This is a genomic window from Streptomyces sp. H39-S7 (assembly GCF_027158205.1).
GTDB lineage: Bacteria > Actinomycetota > Actinomycetes > Streptomycetales > Streptomycetaceae > Actinacidiphila.
Genome location: NZ_JAPVLU010000025.1, coordinates 124,945 through 138,719, shown reverse-complemented (window position 1 = coordinate 138,719; position 13,775 = coordinate 124,945). Strand labels below are relative to the sequence as shown.

Below are 13,775 nucleotides of genomic sequence, written 5' to 3'. Positions count from 1 at the left end.
CGCTTCACGATCGACCCCACCCAGGCATAACAGCGGCAACCCGCCGCTTCACCCACCCCAACACCCCAACCAGCAGCGGGTTCGTGCTCAGACAGCTCTCAGAATCTGCGAACCCGCTGCTTTCCGTCTACCGCTACCGGCTCGCCCCGCACGGCCTGATGACCCGCCGCCAACTGCGTTGCGCAGGGCTCAGCGCCGCCCGCGCGGACGTGGTCGGCGAGATCCGCTGGCGCCGCGGACGACGCGTCGCCTACCTCTACGACCCCGCCACCGCCTACCCGGTCCGCCCGATGACCCCGGGCCGCTGGCGCTCGCACGCCGCGATGATGCGCGCCCGCCGCACCTGCCCCACCTGCCGAACCGACCGCGGATACGTCATCTCCCGCTCACTCGGCACCTGCGTGCCCTGCCACGACCGCCACCCCGCCCCTTGACCTGAACGGAGACACCGTGAACGCCTTACCCCCGCGCTGCAACGCAGCGCACCCCGACGACCCTGCCCTCTGCGAGGGACCGCACGATGCGGTAGAGGTCCGCGACCGGTTCATGAGCCGCGCCCGCGACACCATGACGGTGGGTGCCCTCGGATGCGTCCTGCACGCCGCTCGCCTGCTCGCCAGTCTCGACGGCGGGCGCGTCTACCCGGGCCCGTCGCGCGTCGGTGCGGGCGCCGCGATCGACGCCTACCAGCGCGCGCAGACCCTCCCGCCCTTCCCCTGGACCCGCGGCAAGTAACGCCCGTGGACGGCGTCCTCCCACCCGAGACTTCCGCCACACAGCCCGACTGCGGGACTAGCGCATCCGGTTGCGCCACCGGGCCGCCAGTACCGCCACCACCGGCATGAACGCAAGCACCGCCGCCATGCGCGCGGCCTCGCCCCAACCCTGATCCAACACGGCGTGATCCGCCACGGTGCCCACCACCACCGTCAGCAGATACACGCCGATCGACCCGAACCAGACCCGTCGATTGCCCATGCCAGTCCCCATCCCCCTACACCCGGGCACACCCGTGGGCGGCGTCCTCCCAGCCAAGACAGTCCGCCGCCCACGGTCCTCCCCATCCACACAGGACGGAGAACCACCAGCATGACCCACCCCACCCCCATCCGGCGATCGCGCCGGCCCCGCCTGCTGGACGCGTACTGCTGCCAGGGCGGCGCCGGCAAGGGCTACAACGACGCCGGATTCGACATCACCGGCATCGACCTCAACCCCCAGCCCAGCTACCCCTTCACCTTCATCCAAGGCGGTGCGGTCGCCTTCATCCGCGAGCACGGTGCGAAGTTCGACGCCATCCACGCGTCGCCGCCGTGCCAGCACGACAGTGACTGCCAGCGCCTCCAGAACCGCGACCATCCCGACCTGATCGCCCCCACCCGCGCCGCCCTGGAATCCACCGGGCGGCCATGGGTGATGGAGAACGTCAAAGGTGCCCTGCCCAAGCTTCATCAGCCGGTGATGCTGTGCGGGGCCATGTTTGGGCTGGAGACCTACCGGCACCGGTACTTCGAAACCGGCGGCGGCTTCACCTTCACCGCACCCGCCCACCCGGTCCACACCGCGCCGCAGGCCAAGATGGGCCGCCCGGTCCCGCCCGGCTGGTACGGGCAGTACGTCGGGAACTTCTCCGGCGTCGATTTGGCCCGCCGCGTCATGGGCGTGCCATGGATGAACCGCGACGGCATCCGCGAATGCATCCCACCCGCCTACAGCGCATGGATCGGCACCCAGCTCCTGACCAGCATCACGCCGGCGCTGGAGGTGGCGGCATGAACGAGCTGCTGAAAGCCGCCCTGGCCGCCGCCGAACGCGGCTGGCCCGTCATCCCCCTGCGGGTCGGCGACAAGCCGCCCGCCCTGCACGGCGAAACCTCCTGTGCCCGCACTGGCCCGTGCGTGGCCGGTCACCAACGGTGGGAGCAGCAGGCCACCACCGACCCGGACCGCATCAAGCTCGCGTGGGCGGTGCGGCCGTTCAACGTCGGTATCGCCACCGGCCCCGCCGGGCTGATCGTGGTGGATCTCGACACGCTCAAGCCCAAGGACGAGAAGGGCACGCCTGACGGCGCGGAATCCTTTCTGGCGCTCTGCGAGCGCGCCGGGCAGCCCGTCCCCACCACCCGCCGCATCCGAACCGCAAGCGGCGGCCAACACCTGTACTTCACCGCCCCGGACGGGGTCCGGTTGAGCAGCACCGTCGGCACCCTCGCACCCAAGATCGACACCCGGGCATGGGGCGGACAAGTCGTCGCCCCCGGCAGCACCACCCCCGCAGGCGCGTACACAGTCCTGTGCGACGCCCCGGTTACAAAACTCCCCGAATGGCTTCAAACCGCCCTCACGGCACCTCAGAAGCCCGCAGTAGCCCCGTTCCGGCCCGCACCCGTCCGCAACGCCACGCGGTGCGCTGCCGTTGCGCTCGAACGGGAAGCCGCAACCGTGGCCGCGCGCACCGCAATCGGGTCGCGCAACCGGGAGTTGCTGGCCTCAGTCATCCGCATCGGACGGTTCGTCGCCTGGCACGACATCGACCGCAGCACCGTAGAAGCGGCTTTTCAGGGCGCGGGCGAGGCGGCGGGACTCACCGCTGCCGAGTGCCGCACCACCATCACCAGCGCACTGAACTACTCCCTGCGCACCGTGCGGCCCCGGGAGGCTGCGTGACCTCCCCCGGACCCCGCCCCGACCTGAAAAGCCTCACCACCACCCCCGGCCAGCCCGGCCCCGCCGAACCGGCCCGCGGTCCGTCCGGCCGCGGTGCGGCGAAGGTCGTCGCCGAAGGCGTCCGCTCTGCTGTTGTCCCTGACCCGCACACCTGCACCGGTCAGGACGCCCGGCGGGTGGTGGCTGTGCTGCGCATCATCGCCCCGCCGTACTGGGACGCCATTCCCTCCGGGTGGTCGTGGTGTGAGTGCGGCTACCAGCGCCAAGCCGTCGGACGGGCCAACACCGAACAACTCATCCTCGCCCACAAGCGGCACCAAGCCGCCTGCCCCCTCATCAACCCCCAAGCCGTCGAACCGGATGCGAGGCACGCCGCATGACCACCAGCAGCACACAGCAGACCCCTGGCCCGATCGACGGCGCGAGCCTCCTCAACGAGGTGGAAGCTTTCCACAGGCGCTTCAACATCTTCCCGAGCCAAGCCGCCTACGTCGCCGTCGCCCTCTGGGACGCGCACACCCACCTGCTCGACTGCTTCGACTCCACACCCCGCCTCGCGTTCCTCTCCCCGGAACCGGGGTCCGGGAAGTCCCGAGCGCTGGAGATCGTCGAAACACTCGTGCCGCGACCCATGGTCGCGGTGAACGCCTCCGCAGCCGCCCTGTTCCGGGCGGTGTCCGGACCGGACGGGCGGCCCACCATCCTGTTCGACGAGATCGACACCGTCTTCGGGCCCAAAGCCGGAGACAACGAGGAACTGCGGGGCTTCCTCAACGCAGGGCACCGCCGGACCGGAGTCACCTACCGGTGCGTGGGCGACAGTCAGACCGTCACGCCGTTCCCGTCCTACACCGCCGTCGCCGTGGCCGGTCTCGGCTCGTTGCCGGACACGATCCTGACCCGCTCGGTCATCATCCGCATGCGACGGCGGGCCAGGAACGAGACGGTCGAGCCGTTCCGCGCCCGCCTGCATGAGCAGGAAGGTCACGCGCTGCGCGACCGCCTCGCCGACTGGGCGGAACAGGCGCGCGGCTGGGTCATGGGGGCCTGGCCCGAGATGCCCGACGGGGTCAGCGACCGGCCCGCCGACGTATGGGAAGGACTGCTGGCCGTCGCGGACGCCGCGGGCGGCGACTGGCCCACCCGGGCCCGCGAAGCCTGCGTCACCCTGGTCAAAGCCTCACAGGCCAACGACAAAGGCAGCCTCGGTATCCGCCTGCTCACCGATCTGCGGGACCACGTCCTGATCGGCATTGATCGCCTGCCAACCATCGCCATTCTCGACCGGCTCAACGCCCTCGATGACGCCCCCTGGGCGGACCTCAACGGCAAGCCGCTCGACAACCGGCGCCTGTCCAAAATGCTCGGCGAGTACATGACCGCCGACAACGACCCTGTCGCCTCGCGCAACATCCGCACCGGTGGCGGCATCCTCAAAGGTTTCTTCGCCGCAGACCTGGAAGACGCCTGGACCCGCTACTGCCCTTCCCCCACGGCCGCTACATCCGCTACGCCGCTACAGCCCAGGTCAGAGGCCCTAAATCTGTAGCGGCAACGACCGATGTAGCGGCTACGTCCCCACACCCGCGAATGGGCGTAGCCGCTACATCAGACCCGTCCGCTACAAAAATCATGCCGCTGACCTGCAATGTAGCGGCGTAGCGGATGTAGCGGACCTGGGAGACAAGGGGAGGGCAACCGCCCGCCTCGCTGCTTCGCGAAGGAGTCGCAGTCATGGCACGCCCCCAGATGCTCAAGCTCCCCGAAGTGCTGGAAGAGATCGGCATGAGCCGTGCCGCCTTCTACCGGATGCGGGCCCGCAAGCAGGGTCCGCGGCTCATCAAGCTCCCGAACGGACAGCTCCGGGTACGCCGCCACGACCTTGATTCGTGGCTGGAGTCCTGCGAGCAGTACGCCGCCTGATTCGTCGCAACGATCCGAAGGGGCCTGCCATCCGGCGGGCCCCTTCGGCATGGAGGAACGCATGCACAGCTATGACGTGCGCGTGTGGAGCATCCGTTCCCGCGCAAGCAAGAGCGCCCCGTTCCAACTTCGCTGGAAGGTCGGCGGCCAGGTCCATCAGGCGCCCTTCCTGACCAAGACCCTGGCGGACGCCCGTCGGGCCCAATTGGTGACCGCGACCACCAGCGGGGAGGCATTCGACGTCGAGACGGGGCTTCCCGTCTCTGAACTTCGCCTGCTCAACCGCACGTCTTGGTACACGCACGCCCGTGATCACGTGGCCATGAAGTGGCCCACGGCTGCGGCGAAGCACCGGGCGAGTATCGCCGAGAGCCTGACCATTGCGACCCTCGCGCTCTGCCCGAACGGCAAGGGGCGCCCGGACCCCGAACTGCTGCGACGTGCTCTCTACCAGTGGGCATTCAACGCCGGTCGGCACGATGCCACACCGCCCGATGCCGAAGCTCAGGCCCTGGCCTGGCTGGAGAAGAACGCGCCGGCCGTCATCGACCTCGACAGCGCACAGAAGATGCGCGCGGTGCTCGATGAGCTGGCGCGAAAGAAAGACGGGAAGCCTGCCGCGCCAAACACCGTCCGGCGACGGCGGGCGGTGCTGAGCAACTGTTTGCGCCTCGCTGTGGAGAAGGAGTTGCTGCCCAGCAATCCTCTGAGCCGTGTCCATTGGGAGATGCCCAAGGCCGTAGAAGAACTGGACGAACGGAGCGTCGCAACTCCCTCTCAAGCCGCCGCGCTCCTCAAAGCCGTCCGGGAGCAGGGGACTCGCGGGGAGCACCTGGAAGCGTTCTTCGGCTGCATGTACTACGCCGCCATGCGGCCGGAGGAAGTCTCCGTGCTCAGCAAGGCTCAGTGCACGCTTCCCGAGACGGGATGGGGCCGCGTGGAGCTTTCTGGGGCCCGTCCACAGGTTGGCTCAGGGTGGACAGACGACGGGAAGCCCTACGAGGAACGGGGGCTCAAGCACCGGGCCCGGCGGACCGTGCGGCGCGTACCGATTCCTCCGGTGCTCGTGACGCTGTTGCGCGATCACATCGAGCAGTTCGGGACCGATGATGACGGCCGGTTGTTCCGCGCCGTCCGGAACGGCCCCGTTCGGTCGCAGGAGTACGGCGCGGTGTGGAAGGAAGCACGGCGGAAGGCACTCACACCAGCTCAGGTGGCGTCCCCGCTCGCGTTTATCCCGTACGACCTGCGGCACGCCTGTGTGTCGTTCTGGCTGCGCTCCGGGGTGAGCCTGGCGGAGACCGCCCGGCGGGCGGGGCAGAGCATCGCCGTGCTCCAGCGGTACTACGCGAAGGTGCTGGACGGCGAGGAGGACCGGATGAACGAGTTGATCGACCAGGGCTTCGCTGAGCAGGGCCGGAACGACCGGCCGGCGCCGTAAATCCTGGCCACAGGATGGCCACACGCCCTGGTCAACGACGGGATACCGGCGATCCAGGGTGAGACAGGGTGAACGCAGAAGGGGTGTCTCTCTGGGAGAGACACCCCTTCTGAGCTGGTCCTGAGCTGACCTGGGCGGAGGATGTGAGATTCGAACTCACGGTGACATCGCTGCCACGACGGTTTTCAAGACCGTTCCCTTAGGCCGCTCGGGCAATCCTCCCGCGCCCCGCCACCTGCGGTGGAGCGGCTACAGCCTAGCGTCTGACGCGCTCCGGGAGGGCCGGTGGTCCGCAGCTGGGCCGCTCGCTCCCGCAAAGGGCGGTCGGAGCGCCCGCGGACGGGCCGGTCCGGTGAATCTCCACCCCTGGTTCCACCCAGGGGTCCAGGTGCGAAAAGCCGTGCGGCAGCAGGCTTGGGGCATGACAACAACCGAGTGGATCACCGACATCGCCCTCGTCCTCGTCGTCTTCCGGCAACTGCGGGAAGGGCGCCTGGACCTCCGGTCCTTCCTGATTCCGCTGGGCATCGTGAGCTTCGTGGCCTACACGTACCTCGACACCATCCCCACCGCGGGCAACGACCTGGTGCTGATCGGCACCCTCATGGGTGCGGGCGCCGTCCTCGGCGTCGCCGGCGGGGTCTACACGCGGATCCGTTCCGCGGGCGGGCACCTCCTGATCAAGGCCGGTGCGGTCTCGGCGGCCCTGTGGGTCCTCGGCATGGGAGCCCGGATGGCTTTCCAGCTGTGGGTCGTGCACGGCGGAGCCGACGACGTGGCCCGGTTCAGCGTCACCCACCACATCACCAGCGACCAGGCCTGGGTCGCGGCGTTCGTCCTGATGGCACTCACCGAGGTGGTCACCCGCCTTGCCACGATCTTCGTACGGAGCCGGATCACGGCCCGCCCGCAGGCCGCCCCGTCCATGAACCGCGGCCCGTCCACCCTCGAACGTGCCGCCTGACCGTGGGCTATCGTCACGCCGTGCCCGCATCCGACAACGCACCCGGCCCCGGGTCGGCGCCCCACCAGGCGCCGGCCCGCAGGGCGTTCCCCGCGCGGGACCCCTGGGGGCTCTGGCTGGTGGCGATCGGGGTCATCGTCGCCGGAGCGGTGACGATCCGGCCCATGGGTTTCAGCGGCCGCGGACTGTCGGTCGCCGTCCTCTTCGTGATCAACTGCGCGGTGCTGCTGGCCCGGACGCTGCCCGAGACCGAAGTGCCTCCGCGCTTCGCCCTGTACTGGCTGACGCTCGGCATCGTCGCGGCGGCCGCGCTGATCGGCGTCAGCAGCAGCGGATCGGGCTACCTCTTCGCCTTCTTCCTCACCGGCCACATCGGCTACCGCCTCGAGGCCCGGCCGGCCCTTGTTCTCGCGCTGCTGTGCAGCCTGTTGTGCGGCGGCGCCCTCTACTTCCACCTCGGTCCCGGCTACCACCTCCTGCCCTGGGCCCTCGGCCTCGCCACCGGCATGCCGGTGCTGCCCGGTATCGCCCGCCGCGGCCGGCAGCGGGCTCTCCAGGCGGTGCTCGCGGCGGCGGAGTCCGCCGAGCGGGCTGCCCGGGCCGAGGCCCGGACCGCCGTGCTGACCGAGCGCAGCCGCATCGCCCGCGACGTGCATGACGTCCTGGCGCACTCGCTGGCCGGGATCAACATGCAGCTGGAGCTGGCCGACGCGCTGCTCGACACCGGTGACCTGGCGAAGGTCCGGGAGGCCAACGACAAGGCGCACAGCCTCGTCAAGGAGAGCCTGAAACAGGCGCAGTGGACCGTGCACGCTCTGCGCGAGGACGCGTTGCCGCTGCTGGAGAGCCTGACCGCGATGCTCGAATCGTCCGGGCACCACGACGTCCTCACCGTCACCGGGACCGTGCGCGAGGTGCCGGCCCAGGTGAGCCAGAACCTGCTGCGGATCGCCCAGGAGGCGCTGACCAACGCGGCCCGGCACGCACCCGGCGGGGAGGTCGCGATGGAGTTGACGTTCGCCGCCTCGTCGACGGCGCTGAGGATCCGCAACCGGCCGGCCGCCCGTGCGGCGCCCGTGGGCGTCGGCAGCGGGATGGGACTGATCGGGATGCGCGAACGCGTCGCCCTGTTGGGTGGCACCATCACCGCGGGGCCGGTCACCGAGGGACCGGACCAGGGCGGCTGGCAGGTGGAGGCAGGGATCCCGTATGAGTGAACGGACCGAGAGCCAAGCGCCGTTGAGGGTGGTCGTCGCCGACGACCAGGCCGCTGTCCGGGAGCCGCTCGCCGCGGTCCTCGCGCTGGCCGAGGACATCGACGTCGTCGCGGCGGCGGCGGACGGCACCGAGGTGCTGACCGCGGTCGCCGCCGGGCCGGTCGACGTGGTGCTGATGGATCTGCGCATGCCGCGCATGGACGGCATCGAGACGACCCGCCGGCTGAGCGAGGAACACCCCGAGGTGGCCGTCGTCGTGCTGACCACCTTCGCCGACGACGACTCGATCCTGGCCGCGCTGAGCGCCGGAGCCCGCGGCTATCTGACCAAGAACGCCGGTCGCCAGGACATCATCCGGGCCATCCGGGCGGCGGCCGCCGGCCAGTCCGTGCTCGACCGCGAGGTCCAGAACCGGCTCCTCGCCTCCGTGCGCACCAAGCCGGCGGCACCGGAGCAGCCGCTGCCGGAAGACATCACACGCCGCGAGCGCGAGGTGCTCACCCTCATCGGCCAGGGCCTGCCGAACCGGGCCATCGCCGAGAAGCTGTTCATCAGCGAGGCCACGGTCAAGACCCACATCAACAACCTGTTCGCCAAGGCGGGAATCCGCGACCGGGCCGACGCCGTGCGCCGCGCCATCGCGGCGGGACTCACCTGATCGCACGCGCGCACCCAGCCGTCGAGCCGTCCAGTTGCAGGGAATCGCGCGGGAAACGACATGAGGTGAGGTGCCGGGTGACCCGGCACCTCACCTCGTCGGACCTGACGGCCAGGGTCAGTTCTTCTCGTCGCCGTCGCGCTTGCCGAGGGTGAGGGTGGCGGTGGAGGTCTTGCCACCGCGGGTGTAGGTGATGGTGACCTTGTCGTCGGGCTGGCGCTGCCAGATGGCGCCGATGAGGGTCTGGCCGCTGTCGATGACGGTGTCGTCGAACTTGGTGATGATGTCGCCGGGCTTCAGGCCCGCCTTGTCGCCGGGGCCGCCGGGGACGATGGCCGGGTTGCCGCCGTTGCCGTTCTCGGTGACCTTGGCGCCCTCGCCGCGGTACTGGGTGTCCAGGGAGACGCCGATCACCGGGTAGACCGGCTGGCCGGTCGCGATGAGGTTGGCGGCGACGCGCTTGGCCTGGTTGATCGGAATGGCGAAGCCGAGGCCGACGCTGCCGGCCTGGGTCTTGCCGTCGCCGCTGCCGCCGGCGGACTGGATGGCCGAGTTGATGCCTATCACCGCGCCGTTGGCGTTCAGGAGCGGACCGCCGGAGTTGCCCGGGTTGATCGACGCGTCGGTCTGGATGGCGCTCATGTACGAGGCGCTGGCGCCCTGGCCGTCGCTGGAGGCGACCGGACGGTGCATGGCGCTGACGATGCCGGTGGTGACGGTGCCGGAGAGGCCGAAGGGGGCACCGATGGCGATGGTGGCATCTCCGACCTTCGTGCTGTCGGAGTCTCCCAGCGGTATCGGGTCGAGCTTCGCGTCGCCCGCGTTCTTCAGCTTGATGACGGCCACGTCGTAACCCTGGGCGCGGCCGACGACCTCGGCGTCGTACTTCTTGCCGTTGGAGAACGTCGCGGTCAGCTTGCCGCCGTCGGCCGCCGGGGCGACCACGTGGTTGTTGGTGAGGATGTGGCCCTGCTTGTCGAAGACGAAGCCGGTGCCGGTGCCGCTCTCGCTGCCGCCCGACGCCTCGATCGTCACGACGCTCGGCAGCGCCTTCGCGGCGATGCCCGCCACGGAGTTGGGCGCGCGGTCCAGGACCTTCGGGTCCGAGGACGAACTGACGGTGGTGGAGTTGTTGTTGTCCTCGTGCTCCGCGGCCCAGTAGCCGACGCCACCGCCGACACCACCGGCCACGAGCGCGGCCACCAGCACCGCGACGACCAGCGACCCCATGCCGCGCGGCTTGCGCTCGGCGGGCGGCGGCGCGGGCACATGCGTGCCCCACACCGGGCCCCCGGGACCACCGGGCTGGCCGGGCTGGCCGGGCTGGCCGGGCTGGCCGGGCTGGCCGGGCTGGCCGGGCTGGCCGGGCTGGCCGGGCTGCGGGAACGCGCCGGCGTACTGCGGGTACTGCGCCGTCTGCGGGGTGCCCGGGTACGGCTGCTGGGCGTGGGCCTGCGCGGCGTACGGGTCCGCCGCGGCGGGCTCCCCGTAGGACGACGCGGCCGGCTCGCTGTAGGACGCCGCCGGCTCGCTGTAGGACGCCGCGGGCTCGGTGTAGGAGGCGTGCTCGGCGCTCGGCTCGGATGCCGCGGGCTCGCGGTACGGAGCGGGCGGCGTGGGGTCGCCGTGCGACACGGAAGCCGGCGACGGGGCGGGCAGGGCGTCCGCCACCGGCGCGGCGGGCGCGGGGATCTCGGCCGGGGCCGGCGGAACCACCGGCAGGACGGCGGTCGGCGGCTCGGCCGGGGGCGCGGGCGGCGTGGCGGGAGCGGCGGGTTCGGCCGGGCGGGCCGCCTTCGAGAGCTCGCCGTGCTCCGGCGCGACCGACTCCGCGCCGGGCTCGGGCGCAGCCGGGACCTGGCCGGCCTCGTTCTCGGTGCTCACAGCGGTTCTCCTATTGTTCAGAGCGCGGATGTCGGACTGGACACAGCATTTCCCACGGGGTGTCGGACCGCCGTAAGCGGTAGCTGTGTATGGTCCGCGTATGGAGCCGGAGGTGTGGCAGTGCCCCCGCGCGCGCGGTCGGCTTTCCGCCACGACACGCAGCGATGGCACCATAGCCCGGTGACTTCTGCGCATGCGGCCCGGGATGCGTTCCCGGACGGGAACCCGATCCAGGTCGTCGCCCACCGGGGGGCGTCCGAGGACGTACCCGAACATACGCTGGCGGCCTACCGCAGGGCCATCGAGGACGGTGCCGACGCGCTGGAGTGCGACATCCGGCTGACGGCGGACGGCGAGCTGGTCTGTGTGCACGACTGGCGCGTGAACCGCACGTCGAACGGCCGCGGCGCCGTCTCGTCCATGGAACTGGCCGACCTCGCGACGCTCGACTTCGGTTCGTGGAAGGGGCAGCACACCGACGCCGAGGCCCCGGACACCACCGATGACGAGCGCAGCAGCGTACTGACCCTGGAGCGGCTGCTGGAGCTGGTGGCCGACACCGAGCGACGGGTCGAGCTGGCGATCGAGACCAAGCACCCCACCCGCTGGGCCGGCCAGGTCGAGGAGCGGCTGCTGGAACTGCTGCGCCGTTTCGGCCTCGACGCCCCGCCGCCGGGGGAGCGCTCCTCCGTACGCGTCATGAGCTTCTCGTCCCGTTCGCTGCGCCGTGTGCACACGGCGGCACCGGCGCTGCCGACCGTCTACCTGATGCAGTACGTGTCGCCGCGCCACCGCGACGGGCGGCTGCCCGCCGGGGTGCGCATCGCCGGCCCGAGCATGCGGATCCTGCGGGCGAACCCGGGATACGTCGCACGGCTGCACCGGGCCGGCCACCAGGTGCACGTGTGGACGGTGAACGAACCGGCGGACGTCGAGCTGTGCGCGCGGCTCGGGGTGGACGCGATCATCACCAACCGGCCGAAGCAGGTGCTGGCCCAATTGGGTCGGTAAGCCACCCCGTTACGGGGAGTGCACCGGCGCGTTCGGAACGTGTTCGACCGGTGTGAGTGCCCCAATAGATCGCAGTTGGCTTGTTTCCGGCCCAGTCCGGGAGGGCATTCATCCCGTGGCGTGGGGTCAAGGAGGTCTCGGGGGTGGCGTTGGTGGTGGCACAAGAGGTGCCGACGTCCTCGACCATGTCCCTGTCGCATGGTCCGGTGGGCGTGGCGGACGCACGGCGCAGGCTCAGGAGTGAGCTGTGTGCCCACGAGGTTCCCGAGCCGGTGGTGGACGACGCCGTGTTGATCCTGTCGGAGTTGCTGAGCAACTCCTACCGGCACGCGCGCCCCCTCTGCGACGGCACGGACGAGGCAGCCGACCGGGCCCCCGAGCGGGCGGCCGGGGCACCGGCGAACGGGACGGCGAACGGTGTGGTCAACGGGACCGGCGGTGCGGCGGAACCTGCGGCCGGGGCGGCCGACCCCTGCGGCATCCGCGCCGCGTGGCGGATCGGTGACGACGGCCTGCTCAGCGTGGAGGTGACCGACGGCGGCGGCCCGACCCGCCCGCGGCCGGCCAGCCCGTCCCTCACCGCGCGCGGCGGCCGCGGGCTGGGCATCGTCAGCAACCTGTCGCTGAGCTGGGGCGTGCGCGACGGGCCGGGCGAGGTCACCGTCTGGGCCCTGCTGCCGGTCAGGAGCCGGCACGCGCGGCGTGCCGACCTGACGGCGCGGCGGGACGTCCCGATCGATTTCGCGGACCCCTTCGACGACCTGCCGTGACGGTCGGGAGCGGGGCCCGCCCCGCTGCGGGGCCCCGTTTCGACGGGCGGCCGTTCCCGCCCTTTCCCGGATCCGTCGAAGGTTTCCCCCGCGCGTTTCCGGCGCGGGGCTCCGCGGGCGCTAGGCTCACGGCCGAAACGTAGCCGTACCGGGAGAGATCGAGCCATGGCCAAGAAGCGCCCGACGAAGACGAATGCCCCGCAGATCGTCGACGGGGAGATCCCAGTCGTCGGCGCGCGGGAGCCGTGCCCCTGCAACTCCGGCCGCCGGTACAAGGCGTGCCACGGCCGCGAGGCCTCGCACGCGGTGACCGAGCTGGTCCTGCGGCCCTTCGAGGGGCTGCCGGGCGAATGCGACTGGGTGGCGCTCCGCGAGCTGGTGCCGGCCGCCACCGTCGAGCTGACGCTCAAGGGCGGGCTCCCCGACGGCGTGCCGTCGCTGACCCTGGCGACCGTGCTGCCGATGGCGTGGCCCGGTCTGCGCCGCGACAGCGGCAAGGTCCTGCTGGGCCTGCAGAACGACACGGCCTCCGGCGACCTCAGCCGCGGTCTCGCCGACATCCTGCAGCGCGCGCTGACCGCCGAGCCGGGCTCGCCCGTCGAGGGCGCGCGCACGGACGGCGACGGCCCGCGCATGCAGGACCTGCTCGACCTGGACGCGCCGTTCGAGCCGGTGGTGCACACCGGCTTCGAGTTCTGGCTGGAGAACGCCGGTGACGCCTCCGGCGACATCGCCGCCTCCCTGGAGCGCGCCAACGCCGCGGCGATCCCGACGGTCCGGCTGTCCGGCGTGGACGCCGCGTACTGGTGCGAGACGCCCGACAAGAACCACCTGCGCTGGGTGATGTCGCACCCGGAGGAGCAGCTCCTCGACGCCATGGCGCGGCTGCACGCCGCCGGCGCGTCCTCGCTCGGCGACAACACCCGCCTGGTCGGCTCGTTCCGCGCCCACGGGCTGGTCGTACCGGTGTGGGACCTGCCGGTGGGCATGGCCGCGGACGAGGTCGAGAAGCCGGCCGCCGCGTTCGGCGAGCGGCTCCTGGAGGCGCTCGGCGCGACCGCGCCGCTCACCGGGGACGAGCGCCGCGCCCGGAGCGGCTTCATGAACCGCCAGATCACCCTGAGCTGAACCTGGACGGGGGGCGGGCGCGCCGAGTGAGAACGGTCACAACTCCGCCTGCCCACCGGTAATTACGGCTTCCGGTTCCTTCTCCCGAATTTGCGTACGGAAGAAATCTTGTT

Annotated in this window: 16 protein-coding genes and 1 tRNA gene; 14 read left to right on the top strand and 3 right to left on the bottom strand. The window is 71.1% G+C overall.

Translation table 11 applies throughout. The features are described 5' to 3' along the window. Both O3X23_RS43970 and O3X23_RS24375 read left to right on the top strand, forming a co-directional pair. The coding region (locus O3X23_RS43970) for an RRQRL motif-containing zinc-binding protein (protein ID WP_331283943.1) at positions 1–434 on the top strand (434 nt) is incomplete at its 5' end. 16 nt (positions 435–450) lie between these two features. Next, positions 451–735: a hypothetical protein gene (locus O3X23_RS24375; protein ID WP_269273632.1), complete on the top strand. Its 285-nt coding sequence runs from the start codon at positions 451–453 to the stop codon at positions 733–735. Between the two features lie 57 nt (positions 736–792). On the opposite strand, the gene O3X23_RS24370 is transcribed toward O3X23_RS24375, so the two are convergent. Beyond that, on the bottom strand, positions 793–978 hold the full coding sequence (locus tag O3X23_RS24370; RefSeq protein WP_198358448.1) for a hypothetical protein: 186 nt from the start codon (positions 976–978) through the stop codon (positions 793–795). 111 nt (positions 979–1,089) lie between these two features. On the opposite strand from O3X23_RS24370, the gene O3X23_RS24365 reads away from it, so the two are divergent. The 6 genes from O3X23_RS24365 to O3X23_RS24340 all read left to right on the top strand — a co-directional run bounded on the left by O3X23_RS24365 (position 1,090) and on the right by O3X23_RS24340 (position 6,030). Then, positions 1,090–1,776: an SAM-dependent methyltransferase gene (locus tag O3X23_RS24365; protein ID WP_269273631.1), complete on the top strand. Its 687-nt coding sequence runs from the start codon at positions 1,090–1,092 to the stop codon at positions 1,774–1,776. Next, positions 1,773–2,666: a bifunctional DNA primase/polymerase gene (locus O3X23_RS24360; protein ID WP_269273630.1), complete on the top strand. Its 894-nt coding sequence runs from the start codon at positions 1,773–1,775 to the stop codon at positions 2,664–2,666. Before O3X23_RS24365 ends, O3X23_RS24360 begins: the two co-directional genes overlap by 4 nt. Further along, positions 2,663–3,046, top strand: a complete 384-nt coding sequence (locus tag O3X23_RS24355) for a hypothetical protein (RefSeq protein WP_269273629.1) — start codon at positions 2,663–2,665, stop codon at positions 3,044–3,046. Before O3X23_RS24360 ends, O3X23_RS24355 begins: the two co-directional genes overlap by 4 nt. Continuing rightward, positions 3,043–4,215 carry a DUF3631 domain-containing protein gene (locus O3X23_RS24350; RefSeq protein WP_269273628.1) on the top strand — a complete coding sequence of 391 codons (1,173 nt, stop codon included), beginning with the start codon at positions 3,043–3,045 and terminating at the stop codon, positions 4,213–4,215. Before O3X23_RS24355 ends, O3X23_RS24350 begins: the two co-directional genes overlap by 4 nt. Positions 4,216–4,400: 185 nt before the next feature. Then, a complete protein-coding gene (locus tag O3X23_RS24345) occupies positions 4,401–4,589 on the top strand; it encodes a helix-turn-helix transcriptional regulator (protein ID WP_269273627.1) in 189 nt (62 codons plus the stop codon). A gap of 61 nt (positions 4,590–4,650) precedes the next feature. Next, positions 4,651–6,030, top strand: a complete 1,380-nt coding sequence (locus tag O3X23_RS24340; RefSeq protein WP_269273626.1) for a tyrosine-type recombinase/integrase — start codon at positions 4,651–4,653, stop codon at positions 6,028–6,030. Between the two features lie 135 nt (positions 6,031–6,165). Here the strand turns inward: O3X23_RS24340 and O3X23_RS24335 are convergent. Then, a tRNA-Ser gene (locus tag O3X23_RS24335) sits at positions 6,166–6,252 on the bottom strand. A 199-nt stretch (positions 6,253–6,451) separates the two neighbouring features. Between O3X23_RS24335 and O3X23_RS24330 the strand changes: the two genes are divergently transcribed. From O3X23_RS24330 to O3X23_RS24320, 3 genes are all read left to right on the top strand, one after another. Next, entirely contained in the window at positions 6,452–6,994 is a 543-nt protein-coding gene (locus O3X23_RS24330; RefSeq protein WP_269273625.1) for a hypothetical protein, read from the top strand. Positions 6,995–7,158: 164 nt separating this feature from the next. Continuing rightward, positions 7,159–8,211: a sensor histidine kinase gene (locus O3X23_RS24325; protein ID WP_269273639.1), complete on the top strand. Its 1,053-nt coding sequence runs from the start codon at positions 7,159–7,161 to the stop codon at positions 8,209–8,211. Next, positions 8,204–8,869: a response regulator gene (locus tag O3X23_RS24320; RefSeq protein WP_269273624.1), complete on the top strand. Its 666-nt coding sequence runs from the start codon at positions 8,204–8,206 to the stop codon at positions 8,867–8,869. The genes O3X23_RS24325 and O3X23_RS24320 overlap by 8 nt, the downstream gene beginning before the upstream one ends. Positions 8,870–8,986: 117 nt before the next feature. Here O3X23_RS24320 and O3X23_RS24315 read toward each other — a convergent pair whose 3' ends face one another. After that, the gene (locus O3X23_RS24315) at positions 8,987–10,585 is read right to left on the bottom strand and encodes a S1C family serine protease (protein ID WP_443047952.1); all 1,599 of its coding nucleotides are present in this window, start codon (positions 10,583–10,585) and stop codon (positions 8,987–8,989) included. 348 nt (positions 10,586–10,933) lie between these two features. Between O3X23_RS24315 and O3X23_RS24310 the strand changes: the two genes are divergently transcribed. The 3 genes from O3X23_RS24310 to O3X23_RS24300 all read left to right on the top strand — a co-directional run bounded on the left by O3X23_RS24310 (position 10,934) and on the right by O3X23_RS24300 (position 13,662). Then, positions 10,934–11,764, top strand: a complete 831-nt coding sequence (locus O3X23_RS24310; RefSeq protein WP_269273622.1) for a glycerophosphodiester phosphodiesterase — start codon at positions 10,934–10,936, stop codon at positions 11,762–11,764. Between the two features lie 143 nt (positions 11,765–11,907). Next, positions 11,908–12,534: an ATP-binding protein gene (locus O3X23_RS24305; protein WP_269273621.1), complete on the top strand. Its 627-nt coding sequence runs from the start codon at positions 11,908–11,910 to the stop codon at positions 12,532–12,534. A gap of 165 nt (positions 12,535–12,699) precedes the next feature. Further along, a complete protein-coding gene (locus O3X23_RS24300) occupies positions 12,700–13,662 on the top strand; it encodes a DUF5926 family protein (protein ID WP_269273620.1) in 963 nt (320 codons plus the stop codon). The last annotated feature ends 113 nt before the right edge of the window (positions 13,663–13,775 follow it).

Bases quoted from the DNA above. Each gene is read 5' to 3' on its own strand.
- O3X23_RS24360 (WP_269273630.1), top strand. From the start codon at position 1,773: ATGAACGAGCTGCTGAAAGCCGCCCTGGCCGCCGCCGAACGCGGCTGG.
- O3X23_RS24320 (WP_269273624.1), top strand. From the start codon at position 8,204: ATGAGTGAACGGACCGAGAGCCAAGCGCCGTTGAGGGTGGTCGTCGCC.
- O3X23_RS24350 (WP_269273628.1), top strand. From the start codon at position 3,043: ATGACCACCAGCAGCACACAGCAGACCCCTGGCCCGATCGACGGCGCG.
- O3X23_RS24325 (WP_269273639.1), top strand. From the start codon at position 7,159: ATGGGTTTCAGCGGCCGCGGACTGTCGGTCGCCGTCCTCTTCGTGATC.
- O3X23_RS24365 (WP_269273631.1), top strand. From the start codon at position 1,090: ATGACCCACCCCACCCCCATCCGGCGATCGCGCCGGCCCCGCCTGCTG.
- O3X23_RS24300 (WP_269273620.1), top strand. From the start codon at position 12,700: ATGGCCAAGAAGCGCCCGACGAAGACGAATGCCCCGCAGATCGTCGAC.
- O3X23_RS24345 (WP_269273627.1), top strand. From the start codon at position 4,401: ATGGCACGCCCCCAGATGCTCAAGCTCCCCGAAGTGCTGGAAGAGATC.
- O3X23_RS24340 (WP_269273626.1), top strand. From the start codon at position 4,651: ATGCACAGCTATGACGTGCGCGTGTGGAGCATCCGTTCCCGCGCAAGC.
- O3X23_RS24370 (WP_198358448.1), bottom strand. From the start codon at position 978: ATGGGCAATCGACGGGTCTGGTTCGGGTCGATCGGCGTGTATCTGCTG.
- O3X23_RS24330 (WP_269273625.1), top strand. From the start codon at position 6,452: ATGACAACAACCGAGTGGATCACCGACATCGCCCTCGTCCTCGTCGTC.